Consider the following 17,136-nt stretch of genomic DNA (forward strand, 5'->3'; position numbering starts at 1 on the left):
GCCCGGCCGAGGTACGCTCGCCGTAATTGAGAATACTCTTCGCCGTGCTGGCGGGACGGAGGGCGTCCTGGAGATGGTCGCGAGACTGGATCCCGACGCGTTGACGACGGTCACCTACGAGCTGACGGGACACGTCGCGGTCGTGACATTGGATCGACCCGAGGCCATGAACAGCTTCAACCAGACGATGTGCGACGAGTTCGCGGCGATCTGGGCCGAGGTGAAGGCCGACGACGCGGTGCACGTCGTGCTGTTGCGCGCCGCAGGGGAGCGGGCGTTCTGCACCGGTGTGGACGTGAAGGAAGGGCTGGCGCACGTCGAGAACGTCTGGGGTCGGGTCGATCCCGGGGAAAAGCTTTCCCCGAAGCTGAACCACGTGTGGAAGCCGCTCGTGGTGGCCGTCCACGGGATGGCGGCAGGTGGAGCCTTCTACTGGCTCAACGAGGCGGACATCGTGCTCTGCTCGGACGATGCCACGTTCTTCGATCCGCACGTCACCTACGGGATGACCGCGGCGCTGGAGCCCATCGGGCTGGCCCGCCGGATTCCCCTCGGTGAGGTGATGCGCATCGCGTTGATGGGGCTGGACGAGCGGATGTCCCCGGAGCGGGCCCTGCAGATCGGGCTCGTGAGCGAGGTCGTGCGCCCGTCCGCGCTGTGGAAGCGGGCCGCGGAGATCGCCGAGACGGTGGCAGCGAAGCCGCCCGCCGCCGTGCAGGGCACTGTTCGGGCGGTCTGGGAGTCGCTCGACTCCGCACGTACCCAGGCGCTGCGGACCGGCTTGTCCTACACCCAGATCGGCAACCCGATCGGGATGGCGCAGGTCGACCGGGCGAGTGTGCGTCGATCCGACTGGCACCTGCGGTGACGGAGCAGAAGAGTTACCGGAATAAGAGCGATCTGATCTCTCTGGATCGAGTAGGGCGCCGTCATGGGCGCCGGAGAGGGTGACTCCGTGGGAATCCGTGACCGGCTGCGTGAGCTCATACGGGAGGCACCGGCAGAGGCCCCGGTCGTCGAGTTCGAGGACGACTGGTGGACGTGGGGTCGGCTGCACCGAGCGGTCGAGACGATCACTCGCGCCCTCGACGACGCGGGGGTGGGGGCAGGGGCCCGGGTCGGCCTGGTGCTGGAGAACAGGCCGGAGCACATCGCCGCGCTCGTCGCGGTGTTGGCGTCCGACCGCACCGTGGTGACACTCAGCCCGCTGCAGCCGGACGCCCGGCTCGCGGCGGATGTCGAGCGGGCGTCGCTGCCGGTGGTCGTCGGTGCGGCGACGAAGCTCGCCGGGATCGTCGACACCGTCACCGTCGGTGGGGTGGCGCTCGAGCTCGACCAGGACGCGGATGTGTCGGTGCGTGCCGGGAGCCCGTCGGCGGGAGCCGACACCGCGCCGGGTGTCGCCATCGAGATGCTCACCTCCGGCACCACCGGGCCGCCCAAACGGGTTCGGCTCTCGGACCGTCAGTTGGACGAGTCGTTGGTATCGAGTGGCCAGGTCGCGCGCGAGGATCGGCTGCTCAGCCGAGCGGTCACGATCGCGGCCACGCCGATGGTCCACATCGGTGGCATGTGGCGCGTCATCGGCGCGCTGTCGGCGGGCCGGCGGATCGCGTTGATGGCCAAATTCGCCGTCGAGCCGTGGGTCACCGCTGTCGAGCGGCATCGGCCGAAGGCGGCCGGTCTTGTCCCGGCCGGACTGCGGGCCGTGCTCGACGCCGGCACGCCACCCGCGCGGCTGTCGTCCCTCAAAGCCGTCACCTCCGGAACGACGGCCTGCCCGCCCGATCTTGCCGATCGGTTCTGGCGCACGTATGGAATCCGGGTGCTGATGACCTACGGCGCGACCGAGTTCGCAGGCGCTGTGGCCGGCTGGACCTACAGCATGCACGAGCAGTGGTGGGAGAAGAAGGCGGGCAGTGCGGGCCGGGCTTTCGGCAACTCCGCGCTGCGGATCACCGCGCCGGACGGGACCGAGCTCGCCACGGGGGACGTGGGCCATCTCGAGGTGCGCACCGGCCAGTCGGCGGTCGGCTCCGCGGAATGGGTCCGCACCTCTGACCTGGCACGGATCGACGCGGACGGTTTCCTGTGGATCGAAGGGCGCGCGGACGATGCGATCGTCCGGGGCGGGTTCAAGGTGCAGCCGGCGGTCGTGTCGGCGGTCCTGGAGTCCCACGCCGCCGTCCGGGAGGCTGCAGTGGCGGCTCTGCCGCACGAACGTCTCGGTGCTGTCCCGGTGGCGGGCGTGGAGCTCGAGCCAGGGGCCGAGATGGACCGCGACGCGCTGGTGGCCGAGCTCGTGGCGCTCTGCAGGCATGAGCTCACCCCCTACGAGGTTCCCGCCCACGTCGTCGTGACCGACGGCCTGCCACGTACGCCGTCGTCCAAGGTGAGCCGGGTCGACCTGGTGGAGTTGGTGCGGTCCCGCATCGGTGCGACGGCCGGCGTATGAGATATGGCCGGGGCATCGCCAGTGCCCCGGCCATATCGCTACTGCCCCATGGGGTAGGGGTACTTGCTTCCGGTTCCACCGTCCACGACCAAGGTCTGGCCGGTGACCCACCCGGAGAGCGGACTGAGGAAGAACAGTAGTGCCGAGGCGATGTCGTCCGGCATCCCGACCCTGCCCAGTGGAACGAGTTTGGACGCCTCGTCGTAGTAGCCCGCTTCCGGGTGTCGCTCGGCGATCCGCGGCGTGTAGGTCTGCCCGGGTGCGACCACGTTGACCCGAATGCTCTGCGGCCCCAGCTCGACGGCGGCGGACGCGGCGAGATTGGACACCGCCGCTTTGGCCGCACCGTATATCGCGTGCTTCGGGGCCGACCGAGTGCCGGAGATGGAACCGACCAGTGCGATCGACCCGCCCCCGTCGGTCATGGCGCGGGCTCCGATTTGCACCGCGAGATAGACGTGGCGCAGGTTGAGCGCGATGCCGCGGTCGAACACGTCGTCGTCCGAGTCCTCGATTGAAGCGAACGTCGAAATTCCGATGATGTCGGCGAGTCCGTGCAGCGGGCCGAATCGGTCGACGGACTCGCTGACGACGCGTTCGACATCGGCTCGACGGGTGGCGTCGCCGACCAGAGCGAGGCCACCGACCTCGTCCGCGACCCGCTTGGCGCGCTCGGCGTCGGTGTCGACCACCGTGACGTTCGCACCGAGTGCCGATGCGGCTGCCGCGGTCTGGTGGCCGATGCCGAGTCCGCCTCCCAGGACGAGCACGTGTCTGCCGTCCAGGCGGAGCCGGTCCGCGTAGTCGGTGGGCTCCTCGGTGGAGTGGGCCATCGTCGCTACCTCCGTTGGCTGAGCGGGTTCCGTAAGGACCCGGGGACAGAAATTGAGTATAGTGAATTCGGGTGTGGTGGATCGAGTTCTGCGGCGAGAGGGCTGCCGGGCGCCGTGCACCGCCCTCGCTCATCGGGAGGAGAGGTATGGACCTCAGCACTGTCTTCGGGATGCAGGACAGAGTTGCGATCGTCACCGGCGCCGCGGGCGGGATCGGCGCGGCGAGCGCGGAGGTGCTCGCCGCGGCGGGCGCCGTGGTCGTGGTCGCCGACCGGGACGGCGAGGCCGCGGAGCGGGTCTCGGCGGCGATCACCGAGACAGGTGGCCGGGCGCGGTCGGAGCGGGTCGACGTGGCCGAGCCTGCCTCGCTCGAGGCGCTCGTGGCGGACACCGTCGCCGCGTACGGCCGACTCGACGCACTGGTCAACAACGCCGGGATCATGCTGAGGCGGCCGTTGGCCGAGGTGTCCGTCGCGGAGTTCGAGCGGATGCTCGCGACGAACCTGACGAGCATCCTGGTCGGCACGCAGGCCGCCGCGCGGGTGATGGGACCGGGTGGCGCGATCGTCAACTCGCTGTCCACGATCATCGACTACAGCACCCGGGAGACCGGCTCTTACGCTGCGACCAAGAAGGGCGGGGAGGCGCTGACCCGTACGTTCGCCGTCGAGCTGGGACCCGCCGGGATCCGGGTGAACGGGATCGCCCCGGGTTGGACCCCCTCGGGGATGACTCAGGCGAGTGCCACGCGGCCCGACGGCACCCTTGACGAGGACGCATTCGGAGCGCTCGAGGAACGGATGGCGGCGGTGTCCCCGCTCGCCGGGGTTACCGAACCGCTGGACTGTGCGTACGCGGTGCTCTACCTGTGTTCGCAGGCCAGCCGATTCGTGACCGGCCACGTCCTGCGGGTCAACGGTGGGGCATCGATGGCCTGACCCGGACGGCGCGCGCCGGTCATCACGTTTCTCACGGCGTCGCCGGGGCGCCTGCCTCGGCCCGGAGACGGTCCCGGAGTTCGAACTTGCGGACCTTGCCCGACGGAGCACGGGGCAGGTCGTCGACCACCTCGAGACGGGTGGGGGCCTTCTGGGGGGCGACACCGCTGCGGGCGAACAGGGCCCGGACCTCGTCCAGGTCCAGCTCCGCTCCGTCGCTGAGCACGACGAACGCGGCCACCGCCTCGCCGTAGTGCGGGTCGGGTGCGGCCACCACGGAGACGTGGCGGACTCGCGGATGAGTGGCCAGGATGTCTTCGACCTCTTTGGACGAGATGTTCTCGCCGCCCCGGATGATCAGGTCCTTGATCCGGTCGGTCACCGTGAGATAGCCCTCGGCGTCGAGCCTGCCGACGTCGCCTGTGCGGTACCAGCCTCCGGGCAGGAACGCGGCGAGGTCGTGCGTGGGGTCGCGGTAGCCGACGAACTGGCTGGGCCCGCGGGTGACGATCTCGCCGACCTCGCCGATGGGTACGGGCGCGAAGGTCTCGTCGACGATCCGGATCTCGTCGCCGAACCGAACTCGCCCGTCGGTGCGGCCACGTCGTTGCGGTGTGGCGTCCAGCGGGGCGGTCGCGCTGCGCGGGTGTTCGGTGCTGCCGTACGCGCGGGACACGACGGTGCCGGCGGCGTCCGCCCGCTCGATCAGCGATGGCGTGACGTTGGCCCCGCCGACCTGGATCGAGCGCAGGCTGGAGATGTCGCGGCCGGTGGCTGCTGCGGCGTCGAGGATGGCCTCGACGTGCAGCGGCGTGCCGCTGGTGAGGCTGCAGCGGTACTCCTCGATGAGGGCGACCGCGAGCTCGGGCTGCCACCGGTCCATCACCACCGTGTGGGTGCCCGCGGTGATGCTGCCGCACAGCGCCAGCAGACCGGCGACGTGCCCAGCGGGCCACGGGATCATCCTCGTGTCCCGCTCGGGTCCGGTCATCGCGTCACCCTTGCGGAGCTCGGCCAGCAACGTGTTGTGGGTGTGTTGCACGCCCTTCGGGACGCCGGTGGTGCCGGAGGTGTAGATGATCGCGCTGACGGTGTCGGCGCCGACCTCGTGTGTGGCCGGAGGCACCGTGCCGTGGGCATTCAACTCCTTCCACGGCACGGTGCCTTCCGGGGCTTCACCCAGCACCACGACGTGCGCGAGGTCCGGCAGGTCGCCGAGCTGTCCGATCCGTTCGACGAAGTCGATCGAGCGCCAGCGGTCGGGCACGATGAGCAGCTTGGCTCGAGAGTCCCGCAGGATGTGGCGGACTTCGCCGGGGCCGTAGATGTGCGTGACGGGAACGAGAGTGGCGCCCGCCAACCAGATTCCGAAGTACGCCTCGAGCAGCTCGGGCCGGTTCGGCATCTGCACGGCAACGACGTCGCCGGGGCCGACACCGAGCGCACGGAGCCCGCAGGCGACCTGCTGCCCGCGGGTGACGACCTCGGCGAGGGTGAACTCGCGCCGGTCGGCCTCGGATGCGAAGACGATCCGGGTGTCCCCGAGGCCCCGAGCGGCTTTCACGAGTGTGTCGGCGAGGGTGAGGGAGGAGTAGTGGCCCTCCTCGTACCAGCGCGTCCGTAGAAATGCGAGGTCCCGAGCGCGTTGCTCCGGGGTCAGGGCCACGGCTACCAGCTCCTCGTTCGACGTCGATGTCCGATGCTGCGCTCCCGTGCCCCTTGAAGGTATATCAGTACACACAACTACCGCTAGATGTGTGACCTGACCTGTGGGACGGGGCAGGTCGCATTTCCAATGAGGTATACTCTTTATGTTCGTGCCACACCGCGGTGGACCCGGGAGGACGCGCGTGACCCTCGCAGTCAGCGACGAGCAGGAGGAGCTGCGGCGCTCGGTGCGCCGACTGCTCACCGACAGGGCGTCCACGGCGGACGTTCGGCGGGTGATGGAGACCGATGAAGGGCACGATCCCTCCGTCTGGGCACTCATGGCGGACCAGTTGGGACTGCCCGCGATCGCCCTGCCCGAGGAGTACGGCGGCCTCGGCTTCGGAGTGGCAGAGCTGAGCATCGTGCTCGAGGAACTCGGTGGCGCGCTGAGCCCCGAGCCGTTCCTGTCCTCGATCGCTCTCGCCGCCCGCACTCTCGCACTCAGTGGCGACACGGAGGCGGCCGCGCGGTGGCTGCCCGGCCTCGCGGACGGCACCCGCACGGCCGCGTTCGCGGTGAGCGAGCCGGGCCGGGACTGGACTCTGGAGCAGTCGACGACCAGGTTCGACGGGACGGGCCTCACCGGCGTCAAGACCTTCGTGATCGACGGTGAGCGGGCGGACCTCCTGCTCGTCACCGCAGCCACCGACGAGGGGCCCGGCCTGTTCGTCGTGGAGCCGGACGCCACGGTGGAGCGCACACGGCTCGGTGTACTGGACCCCACCCGTCGGCAGGCACGCATCACCTTCGACGCGACCCCCGCCCTCCGGGTCGACACCGCTCCGTCGCGGCTGCGCCAGGCGCTGGACCTGGGTGTGATCGCCGTGGCGGCCGAACAGGTCGGCGTGGCTCAGGCCTGCCTGGACCTGACCGTGGAGTACGCCAAGGTCAGGACGCAGTTCGGCCGACCCATCGGGTCGTTCCAGGCGATCAAGCACAAGTGCGCCGATCTGGTGCTGGAGCTCGAGGCAGCCCGTTCCGCGCAGCAGCACGCGACCGTGCTCGCGGACGGAGGCGCGGACACCGATCCGGCCGATCTCGCCGCTGCGGCCGCGGTCTGCGGCTCGTGGTGCGGGGAGGTCGCCGTGCACGTCGCCAAGGAGGCGATCCAGATCCACGGCGGGGTCGGCTACACCTGGGAACACGACGCCCACCTCTACCTCAAGCGGGCCAAGTCGACCGAGCTGCTGTTCGGTACGCCCGCGGCCCACCGGGCCCGGCTTGCGGACCTGCTCGGCATCGGAGGAGGAGCACGATGAGCACCGCGATGGACACCCAGGCCCCGGTCGTCGAGACGGACGAGGAGTTCCGCGCGCGGCTACGGGCCTTCCTCACCGAGCACCACCCCGGGAAGCGTCCACGCGACGCCGTCGAACGTCTGGCCTGGCAGAAGCGCTGGCGCGCCACTCTGTTCGACGCCGGGTTCGCCGGCCCGAGCTGGCCTCGCGAGTACGGCGGTATGGATCTGTCTTTCCGCCGGCAGGTCATCTACCAGGAGGAATACAACCGGGCTCGGGTGCCGGGTCCGCAGGGTACCGGCCTGGGAATCGCCGCGCCGACGATCATCACCTATGGCACCGAGGAGCAGAAGCGGCGCTGGCTCCGGCCGATGTTGCGGGGTGACAAAGTGTGGGCACAGGGCTACTCCGAGCCCGAGGCGGGCTCGGACCTGCACGCCCTGCGCACGACCGCCCGGCTCGAGGGCGATCACTACGTGGTCAACGGGCAGAAGGTCTGGAACACCTATGCCGACATCGCGGACGTGCTGTTCTGCCTGGTCCGCACGGGCACACCGGAATCCCGCCAGCACGGCATCACCTACCTGATCGTCGACGCGCGCGCCCCGGGCGTGACCGTCCGGCCGCTGCGGGACCTCACCGGCGCGGTCCACTTCTCCGAGATCTTCCTCGAGAACGTGCGGGTGCCGGTCACGGACCGGGTGGGTGAGGAGAACGACGGCTGGCGACTCGCCAGGACGTCCCTGGGACACGAACGTGCCGCGGGTGCGATGAACCAGGCGGCGCTCTACCGCCGGGTGCTCGACGAACTGATCGCGCTGGCCGAGGAACGCGGGCTGGCCGCGGACGCCGTCGTCCGGGACCGGTTGGCACAGTTCGAGATCCGGGTCCGGCTCATGCGCTCCAACGCCATGCGCACCATCGACACGATCCGCACGCACGGCGAGCCCGGTCCGGCGTCCTCGACGTCCCGGCTGTTCATCACCACCTTCGAGCAGGACCTGCACGAGTTCGCCGTGGACATGCTCGGTGCCGACGCCCTGCTGACGCGGGAGGACCCGGGGGCCGTGCAGCGTGGTCGCTGGATCAACGGGTTCCTGTCCACCCGGGCGTCGACGATCGGCGCGGGTACCTCGGAGATTCAGCGCAACACCATCGCCGAGCAGGTTCTCGGGCTGCCGCACGACCCGGCGATGCCGAGCTGAGGCGGCCGCACCCGAACGACCGACAGAAAGGGGGCGCCGTGGGCGTCACAGTGGGAATGCCGTGGCCCGGTGCCGAGATCGCCGCCGAGGCCGAAGCCGTCGGGTTCGGAGCCTTCTGTACCGGCGAGTTCGTGGATCACGAGGCCTATGCCCGGCTGGGGGAGATGGTCGGGGCGACATCGTCGGCGCGGGTGGGGACGGCGATCGCCTACGCCTTCGCCCGCACCCCCTACGCGCACGCCACCGCCGCGCGTACGCTCGCCGCGCGCGCACCCGGCCGCGTCTTCCTGGGTCTCGGGTCCGGGGCCTTCACCATCAACCGGGACTGGTTCGGGGTGCCCGCGGACCGGCCCGTCGCGCGCACGGCGGACCTGGTCCGCGCGGTCCGCACCTGGCTGCACGCCGAGAACGGTGAGCGGGTGCGTTACGAGGGCGAGTTCTACTCGATCGACGCGGACGTACGCGCCCCCGTGCTCGGCCGGGTTGACGTTCCCGTGCTGCTCGGCGGGTTCAACAAGGGGATGGCCGCGGCCGCGGGCCGGGTGGCGGACGGGATCATCGGTCACGGGTTGTTCACCCGCAGCTGGTGGGACGACGTCGTGCGGCCCGCCGTGGCCAAGGGGCGTACCGAGTCCGACCGTGTAGAGCCCCACCTCGAACACGGCTGGGTGATCACGGCCGTGGACGACGAGGCGCCCGAGCGCGCCGTCGCGGATGCCCGGCGGATGATCGCTTTCTACCTGACGGTCAAGACCTACGACCCGTACGTCGCCCACCACGGCTGGGAGGAACCCGTCGCAGCGCTGCGGGCGGCCTTCCGGAGTGGCGACACCGAGGGGATGGCGGCCGCGGTCACCGATGAGATGGTCGAGGCGATCGCCGTGTGCGGCACCACGGCCACTGCGCGCGAGATGCTGGCCGCGCGCGCCGGATCGCTGCCCGCCGACGTCGCCTATCTCGCTCCGCCGTCGTTCATGGTCAGCGGTCGGCGCAAGGCCGCATACTTCCGGGCGAGCCTGGGATTGCGCGACGCGGTCCTTTCCTGACGGAGCCTTTCCGACAGTGCCCTTTCCGACAGTGCCCGCCCGTCGGCCGACTTGTCGCCGGCGGGCGGGCACTGTGTCAGGCGTTCGGAGCGTCAGGCGGTCGAAGGGTCGGGCGGTCGGGGGTCAGGTGGTTTGCAGGAGGCCGACCAGGCGGTCGTCGTGCACGGCGGCGCCGCCGTGCAATGCAGCGTCCACCGTGGCGCGGCGCAGGTAGAGGTGCAGGTCGTGCTCCCAGGTGAAGCCGATGCCACCGTGTAGCTGAAGTGCCCAGCCCGCGACCCGGGTCGCTGCGGTGCCGGCGAACGACGCGGCGGCCGCGGCGGCTCGGGTCGCGTCCGGCGCGTCGGCGTCGATCGCCATCGCGGCGTAGTGCACCGCCGCTCGGGTGGCGTGCACGTCGATCGCCATGGTGGCGGTGGCCTGCTTGACGGCCTGGAACGATCCGATGGGCCGGTCGAACTGATGCCGCGTCGTCACGTGACCGACGGTCAGTGACAGCATCTGCTCCATGGCGCCGAGCGCGTCGGCGGCGGTCAGCACCGCCGCATCGTCGGTCAGCAGCTGCACTGCCGCCGGGTCGTCGTCGATCAGCCGGTCCGCCGGGACGACCACGTCGTCGAAGGTGACCTCGTGGAACGATCGGGTCAGGTCGAGTACCTCCTGCCGCCGCACCCGGACCCGCGGGTCCTCGAGGTCTACGAGCAACAGGGCGAGCCGGTCGCCGAGCACGGCGCTGACCAGCACCCACCACGCCTGCCGGGCGTGCTGGACGGCGCACTTCCGGCCGGTCACTCGGTAAGCTCCGTCAACCAGCTGCGCGGTCGTCCCGATGTCCTGCGGCCGGCCGGTTCGGCCGGGCTCGTCGAGCGCGACACTCGCGACGGTCCCTTCGGCAAGCCCCGGCAGCAGCGCGGCCTGGGCCGCGGCATTTCCGCCGCGGGCCAGGGCCCGGGACGTCAGCGTCGTGGGGACGAAGGGATTCGGGGCTGCAGCTCGCCCGAGTTCCTCGGCCACGAGCACCAGTTCGGCGAGGCCCTGTCCGGTGCCGCCGAAGCGGTCGGGGACCGCGAGTCCGGTCCAGCCCAGTTCGCACCCCAGTTGCCACAAGGCCTCGTCGTACGGGTCGTCGCCGCGGTCCACATGCGTCCTGTCGATGGTCGTCCGGTCCGCGAGCATGCTGCGCGAGGCCTCGCGCAGCATCGCCTGCTCGTCGGTGAGCTCGAAATCCACGGGGCCTCCGTCTGTTCGTACCGTTCGATAACAGAGTATCCTCTTCTGAGGGCGGCGCGTCGAGGCGCGAGCAGCCCGGCGTTCCGTACAGCGACTGACGAAGAGGTCTGCCGATGACGAGTCACCGGGACACGTTCCCCGTTCGGATCCCCCCGCGTCCCCGGGCCGAGTGGGACGAGGAGGTCGAAGCGGCCTTCTCCGTACTGACCCGGCCCGGCGGGGCCAAACGCGATCCGAGTACCCCTCGGCCGCCGTCGAACATCATGGACGTCTTCGCGCATCACCCGAATCTGGCGAGGGGCTGGATGACCCTCAACAGTCACCTGTTCAACTCCACGCTGCCGGCGCGGGTGCGCGAACTGGTGACCATCCGCATCGCGTGGCTGCGCCGGGGCGAGTACGAATGGGTCCAGCACGTCCGCATGGGCAAGGCCGTCGGTCTGACCGAGGAGGAGATCGCGGCGGTCTCGGGCGGGTCGGAGTCGGTCGCCTGGGACCGGAGTGACGCCGCGGTCCTGCGAGCGACCGACGAGTACGCGCAGGATCACTACGTGTCCGACGAGACGTGGGCGGAGCTGGCCGCGGACCTGAGCACCCAGCAGCTCATGGATCTGCTGTTCACCATCGGGGCGTACGACATGCTCGCGATCGCGATGAACTCGTTCGGCCTGCAGCTCGACGAGGGCATGACAGGCTTTCCGGAGTCGACATGAGCCTCACCTTCGCCGAGGTGGCCGAGGAACTGCGGGCGATCATCGCCGCGCATGCCCAGGCCCAGGACGACGGCCGGGCGGACGACCTCACCGCCCTCTACCACCCACAGGGCTCGTTCACCGTGCCCGGAGTCGGTACCTACGAGGGCACCGAGACCATTCGTGAGACATGGAAGGCCTGGGCGCCCACCCGGCTGCAGCGTCACGTCATCACCAACACGGTGATCACCGAATGGTCGGCCGAGCAGGCGAAGGCGACCAGCGATGTGGTGATGCTGACGCACAGCGATGCGGGCTGGGCCGTCGGCATCGTCGCCCGCTACTTCGACACCTTCCGGAACTCCGGGGCCGGCTGGAAGATCTGGCGGCGCGACGAGGAGTTCTTCGGCTGGACCCCGCCCACGGCGTGAGCGTCGGGGCCGCGGTGGCGAGTCACCCCCGCCGGCCACTCAAGTCCGTAGAGGACTGTCGTGGCCGGTGGGGCGGCCCGGGAATGAGGATCGTCGACAGACAACGATACGACCGTGGAGACCGCCGCGTGGGCCCGATCAGGAGGGCTGAAGCCAGATCTGGTCGACCCTCGGCGATCCGCGCCCGTACACCGCGATTCCCCCGACGTCCTCGCGGGCATACAGCGTCTGTGCGAGACCCTGGAAGTAGACGATCGGGGACAACTCGGCCAATCGTCGCTGAACGACCTCGTAGTGCTCGGTCAGTTCGGCGTCGTCGTTGGTGCGCCTGCTTGCGTCGAGTGCCCGGTTCATCTCCGGGTCGTCGATGCCGCTGTAGTTGTTGCCCGCCCCACCGCGCAGCCGGATCCACAACCCGTTGGCAGGCACCGAGCTGGTGATGGCCTCGAAATCGCGGCTCGCGAAGATCCCGCCGATCTCGGCGTGCTCGATGGTCCGGATCTTGAGGGTGAGGTTCCGGAGGTCGCCGAGCTGGGTCTGCACGCTCTGTGCCATGCGTTGGGCCGATGGACTCGAGTACACCGTGAGGCTGAACGTCAGCGGCGTGCCCTCGGCGGCGAGTTCGTCCAGCAGGGTCTGGGCCCGGCTCTTGTCGGTGGTGTGCAGCGGGATGTCCTTGTAGTAGGGCGACTCCTTCGGAAACAGGTGTGTCGGGACGACACCGGTGCCCTGGTTGACGGCGTCGTCAACCAGCTCGAGGTCGAGCGCGTGGTTGATTGCCTGGCGTGCCCGGACGTCGTCGAACGGTGCCTGCTGTGTGTTGAAGACGATCGCGATTCCGCCGCCGATGTCGGAGCGTGCGACCTGCATGCCCGAATCGGTGGCGCGGGCGATCGCCGGGGACTGGGCCTCCTGCGCGAGGTCCGCGCCGTCGTTGAGGACGGTGTCGAGGCGCTGCTCTTCGTCCGCGATCATGCGGATCTCGAGGGCGTCGAGGTAGGGCCTGGGCTGGTCGAAATAGTTGTCGTTGCGTTCCAGCGCGATCACGTCCTGACGGCGCCACTCGGTGAGTGTGAACGGTCCGGCGCCGATCGGGCGGTCGTTGACCTCCTCGGCGCCTTTCCGGAGAGTGTCGGGCTTCGCGATCCAGTTGAGGGCGGTTTCGACGATCTCGGTGCTGAACTGTGCATTGGGGTTGCGCAGCGCGATCTTCAGTGTGCGGTCGTCGGTGACGGTCAGTTCATCGATCTCCCGGGCATTGCCGGCGTAGGGTGACCCCGTGGCCGGGTCGGCCATACGCTCCCAGTTGAACTTCACGTCCTCCGCGGTGAACGGGGTTCCGTCCGAGTGGACGAGATCCGGTTTCAGAGTGAGGGTGAAGGTGGCGCCCGCATCCGAGGTCTCGAGGCTTTCGGCGAGGACATGGGTGAGCTCGCCGGTCTCCGGGTCGTTGACGATCAGCTGCCCGTAGAGGGCGTTGCCGACGGCCGCGGTGTAGTTGACGTCGTTGGACAGCAGGGCCGGGTCCAGGCTGCGGGGGTCGTCCTGGATCAGCAGCCGCGCGGTACCGCCGGACACGGGGTCTCCGGCCGGGCCGGTGGCTGCGGACTCTTCGCCGCCACCTCCGCACGCGGCAAGAGCGAACATGCAGGTGGCGGCGAACGCGGCCGCTCTCACACGAGTTCTCACGGGCTCTCCTCGACGAGTCTTCGTTGACGGGACGGTGCGGATAAGGTCGTGTCACCGACGAGCGGCGACACCGACCGCCCTCGGCAGGTGCGCCCACCACGGCGGCACGTGCCGAGGGCCGCGGTGGTTCGGCCCGGTTCGCGAGCGCCCCTATTCCGTGCCGTCCTCGTGCGCCATCCAGTGGACGAATCGGTGGAGCGGGTACATCGCGTCGTGCGGATTGCCGATGGTGCTCGGGCCGGCCTCGCCCAGCCGCACGACGCGCTGGGCGCCCCCGCTCGCCAGTCGGTCGCGGTAGTCCGCCATCCGGTGGAACGGGTAGAAGCCGACGGTCTGGGTGGCCACGTTCACGTACTTCACCGCGTCGTCCAGAGAATCGACCCGGACCACGTTGGCGGTTTTGTTGACGGGATGGAAGTCGACCGGCTCGTCCGAGCGGATGACCACGCCGGTCCCGTCCGTCCGGCCCCAGACCCGGTAGTCATCGTCCAGCATGGACAGGGTTTCGATCTGTTCGCGAAGGTCGCGGTCGAGTGGTCGGCGGTCGCTCGAGTCCGCGGCCCGCTCGACGATGCGGCCGTGCAACGCCGCCGCGAAGCGGTCCGCCTCCTGGTCCGTGCCTTCCAGGAAGATGAAACGACTCGCGACACATGCTTCCTGGTTGAGCGTCATGACGTCCGACGAGGCCCAGTCGACGGTCTGCGCAAACACGTCGTCGGCGGCGAAGGCCTCGCGCCCCACCATGGAGATCGATGTCTTGGGGTCGAAGGACACCAGCTGGAACCCGGGCCCGAGGTACTGGATGACGTTGTCGATGGCGGACCCGCCTCCCCAGGCGACGACCTTGTCGAAGTACTGGGGCCGATAGAGCGCCTGTTCGACCGAGGCGTCCCCGCCCCGCCAGTAGACGGCGGACATCGCCCGGACGATCGGGTGGCCCGGGTCGACCTCCGCCATGGTGCGCAGGACCGCGACCGTCGAGAACGGGTCACTCGAGGGCATTTTGAACAGGTTCACGGCCTTGACCAGCGCGCCCTCGGCGATTGACTTGATCGCCGCGCCGGGGGAGTTGCCCGGCATCACGTGCACCAGGCGCGGGCCGAACGCGCGCACGAAGCTCCGGCGCCCGGTGTGGTCGCGTTGCGGGACCCATTCGTCGAGGGCGCGCGGATCGGGGAAGTTGCGCTCCACCAGGGTGGTCAGCGTCTGCTTGTCGAGCGTCTGGGCGGCGTAGGCGGCCTGTTTGAAGAGTAGCTCGGCGGGCAGAACGTGCGTCGCGGCCATTCGTTCGACGCATTCCTGCATGATGGCGTTGGACGGGTCCGCGATGCGTTGGCCGGTCTCGACCAGGAAGTCGATGATCTCCGCCACCGGGGTATCGAGCAGCGGCGGCAGCTCGGTGCGCGGGGCGACCAGTCCGTCGAGCTGCAGTTGCGGTGTTCGGAACCCGACACCCAGTTCCCGTGAATGATGGACATCCCCGTCCGGGGCCGATGCCATGCCGACGAGGGTGCCGCGCACGAAGAACGGTGCATCGACGAGGATCTGCGGTTCGTTCTGCGTGGCGGTCATGCGATCCCCCGAACATAGGCATCGACCGTGCCGGCGCATCCGATCTTGTCGTCTCCGGCGATGTCGGTGTATCGGGTCACGTTGTCCCGGACCGAGGGTCCGCGGCGGCCGCAGGCGCAGGAGCCGAAATCCAGTGAGATCTTGTCACCGCTGATGACTCCGCCCCACCGGCCGTCGATCGAGAGATCGACGAACGCGGCTCGGCCTTCCACCTCGCCGGTGCAGGGCAGCACCGTCTCACCGGTGTCGTCGAGGACAAGGGGGACCACCCACGGTGGTACGTGGTATCGGCCTCCCTCACGGCACCGCGGCATCGCCGTGTGCAGCTCCTGCATCGCGTAGTTCATGTAGAGCCCGTGGTCGGCGGCGACGTTGAAGGTCTCCAACACGAACTCGCGGTGGTCCGTGGGCAGGTCCGCGCCCTTGCTTCCGCCGCCGAGGTACATCGAGTTCTCCGGGCGGAAGTCCTTCCCGCTGTACCCCTTGTCTCGCACGGCTTTCGCGAGCTCGTAAGCCCCGGACCACATGCCTGAGACGTGGAGTTTGCGGTCGCGCGCGGCAATCGCGTAGTCGGCGGCGTCGAGCGTGGCCTGTTCCAGCAGCCGGGCCCGTTCGGCCGAGGTCTCCTCGTAGCTGCGCAGTTCGTCCGGCTTCGCCGTGCCCGCTGCGACTTCCTGTCGCAGCACCGTCATGGCGGTGAGGGCCCCGACGGTCACCGGTGGCATCGGCGACCGGAACGGTTCGTAATCCGGGTCGGCGAGTGCGTCCCGGTAGGCACCTCCGGTCGCGATGTTGCGGGGGACGACGGCGGTGGCACCACCGCCGCTGACCAGCACGCGGTCCTGCGCGGGCGCGATGCCGGACCCCCAGGTGAACGCGGCCATGGTGTCCTTGCGAATCCAGTCCAGATCGGACTGTGAGGCGACCAGCATCGCCGACTTGCCGGTGGTTCCGCTGGAACACGAGACGAACAGGCCGCTGGGCTGCAATGCCTCCACCCACTCGTCGATGCCGGCCACCGAGTCGGGGTCGAGGTTCGGGACGCGGTGCGTGGACACCGTGTCCAACCATCGGCAGAGTCGGTCCCAGCGGCCGGCGGACAGGAAGCTCTCCGGATAGCTCTTGTACGCGGTGTGCGGGAACAGCAGCGGCGCGATGTCGTCACGGCTGCGGACGACGTCGAGCCCGGCCTCCTCGGCGCGGCGGTTCAGCAGCCGGATGGCGGGCCGACGTTCCTGGAAGCGCTCCTCGGTGGCCTCCACCTGGATCTGCTGGAGATCCTCGAACGGGATGTCGAAGCGGTCCTGCGAGTCCGCGAGATCGAGCAGGTTGTCGACGGCTTTCCCCACGGGTGTCCTCCTGACCTCGTCGTCACTGGGGACCTAGAGTGGTACTGGGCCGTTCCATTATGCATGACGAGATGGAGGGAGCAATACTATTAAGGCTACTGAAAAACCGAAGCGCGTCGGCAGGCCTACGCGTGAGCAGCAGGCGCGACGGCGGGAGGAACTGCTCGAGGTGGCACTCGGAGTGTTCCTGGAGAAGGGCTTCGATCAAGCGACGGTGGAGGAGATCGCGGCGGGTACGTCGATGTCCAAGCGGACCGTCTATGCGCAGTACGCGGACAAATCTGCACTGTTCGTCGCGGCCGTCGAGCGGGCGGTCGAACGCTTCACCATGTCTCGGGAGGATGTCGAGGCCGTCATCACCGACGACCTTGCCGAGTCGCTCGTTGCGGTCGCGCGACTGCGGGTGGTCAATCTCGGTACGCCGTCGGCCATCCTGCTGCAGAGGGTACTGATATCGCAGTCCTATCGCTTTCCGGAGCTGTATCCGGCGGCGACGGAGAGCTTCATGGCCCCGGTGGCCCAGGTCCTCGGTGACCTCTTCGAGCGTCACCGGTCGGAGCTCGACATCAGTGATCCGTGGCGCGCCACCGTCGCGTTCCTGGGGCTTGCAGTGGGCGGGCCGTCCCGTGCCGTCGTGACGGGCCGCGCCGACGTGCTCGGCCCGGAGCTCGACGAGACCATCCGCTACGCCGTCTCACTGTTCCTCGACGGCGTACGCCGTCGCTGAGCCTCGCAACCGGCGTACGCC

At 69.3% G+C, this 17,136-nt stretch carries 15 protein-coding genes; 9 read left to right on the forward strand and 6 right to left on the reverse strand.

Annotated elements, in window-relative coordinates:
- The first annotated feature begins 73 nt into the window (after positions 1 to 73).
- A complete protein-coding gene (locus FB384_RS22375; RefSeq protein WP_183786797.1) occupies positions 74 to 868 on the forward strand; it encodes an enoyl-CoA hydratase/isomerase family protein in 795 nt (264 codons plus the stop codon).
- A gap of 87 nt (positions 869 to 955) precedes the next feature.
- On the forward strand, positions 956 to 2,455 hold the full coding sequence (locus FB384_RS22380; RefSeq protein WP_183786798.1) for a class I adenylate-forming enzyme family protein: 1,500 nt from the start codon (positions 956 to 958) through the stop codon (positions 2,453 to 2,455).
- A gap of 38 nt (positions 2,456 to 2,493) precedes the next feature.
- Here FB384_RS22380 and FB384_RS22385 read toward each other — a convergent pair whose 3' ends face one another.
- Positions 2,494 to 3,288 carry an SDR family NAD(P)-dependent oxidoreductase gene (locus tag FB384_RS22385; RefSeq protein ID WP_183786799.1) on the reverse strand — a complete coding sequence of 265 codons (795 nt, stop codon included), beginning with the start codon at positions 3,286 to 3,288 and terminating at the stop codon, positions 2,494 to 2,496.
- Positions 3,289 to 3,434: 146 nt separating this feature from the next.
- Here FB384_RS22385 and FB384_RS22390 point away from each other — a divergent pair, with 146 nt between their 5' ends.
- Positions 3,435 to 4,226: an SDR family NAD(P)-dependent oxidoreductase gene (locus FB384_RS22390; RefSeq protein ID WP_183786800.1), complete on the forward strand. Its 792-nt coding sequence runs from the start codon at positions 3,435 to 3,437 to the stop codon at positions 4,224 to 4,226.
- Between the two features lie 31 nt (positions 4,227 to 4,257).
- Here the strand turns inward: FB384_RS22390 and FB384_RS22395 are convergent, their stop codons facing one another.
- Positions 4,258 to 5,892: an AMP-binding protein gene (locus tag FB384_RS22395; protein WP_183786801.1), complete on the reverse strand. Its 1,635-nt coding sequence runs from the start codon at positions 5,890 to 5,892 to the stop codon at positions 4,258 to 4,260.
- 184 nt (positions 5,893 to 6,076) lie between these two features.
- Between FB384_RS22395 and FB384_RS22400 the strand changes: the two genes are divergently transcribed.
- From FB384_RS22400 to FB384_RS22410, 3 genes are read left to right on the forward strand one after another with little or no spacing between them, the layout of a single operon-like run.
- A complete protein-coding gene (locus tag FB384_RS22400) occupies positions 6,077 to 7,195 on the forward strand; it encodes an acyl-CoA dehydrogenase family protein (RefSeq protein WP_323985407.1) in 1,119 nt (372 codons plus the stop codon).
- Positions 7,192 to 8,379 carry an acyl-CoA dehydrogenase family protein gene (locus FB384_RS22405; protein ID WP_183786803.1) on the forward strand — a complete coding sequence of 396 codons (1,188 nt, stop codon included), beginning with the start codon at positions 7,192 to 7,194 and terminating at the stop codon, positions 8,377 to 8,379. The genes FB384_RS22400 and FB384_RS22405 overlap by 4 nt, the downstream gene beginning before the upstream one ends.
- 38 nt (positions 8,380 to 8,417) lie before the next feature.
- On the forward strand, positions 8,418 to 9,425 hold the full coding sequence (locus FB384_RS22410; protein WP_323985408.1) for an LLM class flavin-dependent oxidoreductase: 1,008 nt from the start codon (positions 8,418 to 8,420) through the stop codon (positions 9,423 to 9,425).
- Between the two features lie 123 nt (positions 9,426 to 9,548).
- Here FB384_RS22410 and FB384_RS27385 read toward each other — a convergent pair whose 3' ends face one another.
- Entirely contained in the window at positions 9,549 to 10,655 is a 1,107-nt protein-coding gene (locus FB384_RS27385; RefSeq protein ID WP_183786804.1) for an acyl-CoA dehydrogenase family protein, read from the reverse strand.
- 113 nt (positions 10,656 to 10,768) lie between these two features.
- Between FB384_RS27385 and FB384_RS22420 the strand changes: the two genes are divergently transcribed.
- Entirely contained in the window at positions 10,769 to 11,368 is a 600-nt protein-coding gene (locus FB384_RS22420) for a carboxymuconolactone decarboxylase family protein (protein ID WP_183786805.1), read from the forward strand.
- On the forward strand, positions 11,365 to 11,778 hold the full coding sequence (locus FB384_RS22425; RefSeq protein WP_183786806.1) for a nuclear transport factor 2 family protein: 414 nt from the start codon (positions 11,365 to 11,367) through the stop codon (positions 11,776 to 11,778). The genes FB384_RS22420 and FB384_RS22425 overlap by 4 nt, the downstream gene beginning before the upstream one ends.
- Positions 11,779 to 11,916: 138 nt before the next feature.
- Here FB384_RS22425 and FB384_RS22430 read toward each other — a convergent pair whose 3' ends face one another.
- The 3 genes from FB384_RS22430 to FB384_RS22440 all read right to left on the reverse strand — a co-directional run bounded on the left by FB384_RS22430 (position 11,917) and on the right by FB384_RS22440 (position 16,388).
- Positions 11,917 to 13,467: an ABC transporter substrate-binding protein gene (locus FB384_RS22430; RefSeq protein ID WP_183786807.1), complete on the reverse strand. Its 1,551-nt coding sequence runs from the start codon at positions 13,465 to 13,467 to the stop codon at positions 11,917 to 11,919.
- A 150-nt stretch (positions 13,468 to 13,617) separates the two neighbouring features.
- A complete protein-coding gene (locus FB384_RS22435) occupies positions 13,618 to 15,039 on the reverse strand; it encodes an acyl-CoA reductase (protein ID WP_183786808.1) in 1,422 nt (473 codons plus the stop codon).
- Positions 15,036 to 16,388, reverse strand: coding sequence for a hypothetical protein (locus tag FB384_RS22440; RefSeq protein WP_183786809.1), 1,353 nt, complete (start codon positions 16,386 to 16,388; stop codon positions 15,036 to 15,038). Before FB384_RS22440 ends, FB384_RS22435 begins: the two co-directional genes overlap by 4 nt.
- Positions 16,389 to 16,557: 169 nt before the next feature.
- On the opposite strand from FB384_RS22440, the gene FB384_RS22445 reads away from it, so the two are divergent.
- Positions 16,558 to 17,115, forward strand: a complete 558-nt coding sequence (locus FB384_RS22445) for a TetR/AcrR family transcriptional regulator (RefSeq protein ID WP_183786810.1) — start codon at positions 16,558 to 16,560, stop codon at positions 17,113 to 17,115.
- Positions 17,116 to 17,136: the final 21 nt, after the last annotated feature.

Origin of the sequence: Prauserella sediminis (assembly GCF_014195435.1) — a bacterium.
In the GTDB taxonomy this organism is placed as follows: Bacteria; Actinomycetota; Actinomycetes; order Mycobacteriales; family Pseudonocardiaceae; genus Prauserella; species Prauserella salsuginis.

Coding starts and splice junctions, on each gene's coding strand:
- FB384_RS22435 (WP_183786808.1), bottom strand. CDS start 15,039: ATGACCGCCACGCAGAACGAACCGCAGATCCTCGTCGATGCACCGTTC.
- FB384_RS22425 (WP_183786806.1), top strand. CDS start 11,365: ATGAGCCTCACCTTCGCCGAGGTGGCCGAGGAACTGCGGGCGATCATC.
- FB384_RS22420 (WP_183786805.1), top strand. CDS start 10,769: ATGACGAGTCACCGGGACACGTTCCCCGTTCGGATCCCCCCGCGTCCC.
- FB384_RS22405 (WP_183786803.1), top strand. CDS start 7,192: ATGAGCACCGCGATGGACACCCAGGCCCCGGTCGTCGAGACGGACGAG.
- FB384_RS22390 (WP_183786800.1), top strand. CDS start 3,435: ATGGACCTCAGCACTGTCTTCGGGATGCAGGACAGAGTTGCGATCGTC.
- FB384_RS22385 (WP_183786799.1), bottom strand. CDS start 3,288: ATGGCCCACTCCACCGAGGAGCCCACCGACTACGCGGACCGGCTCCGC.
- FB384_RS22375 (WP_183786797.1), top strand. CDS start 74: ATGGTCGCGAGACTGGATCCCGACGCGTTGACGACGGTCACCTACGAG.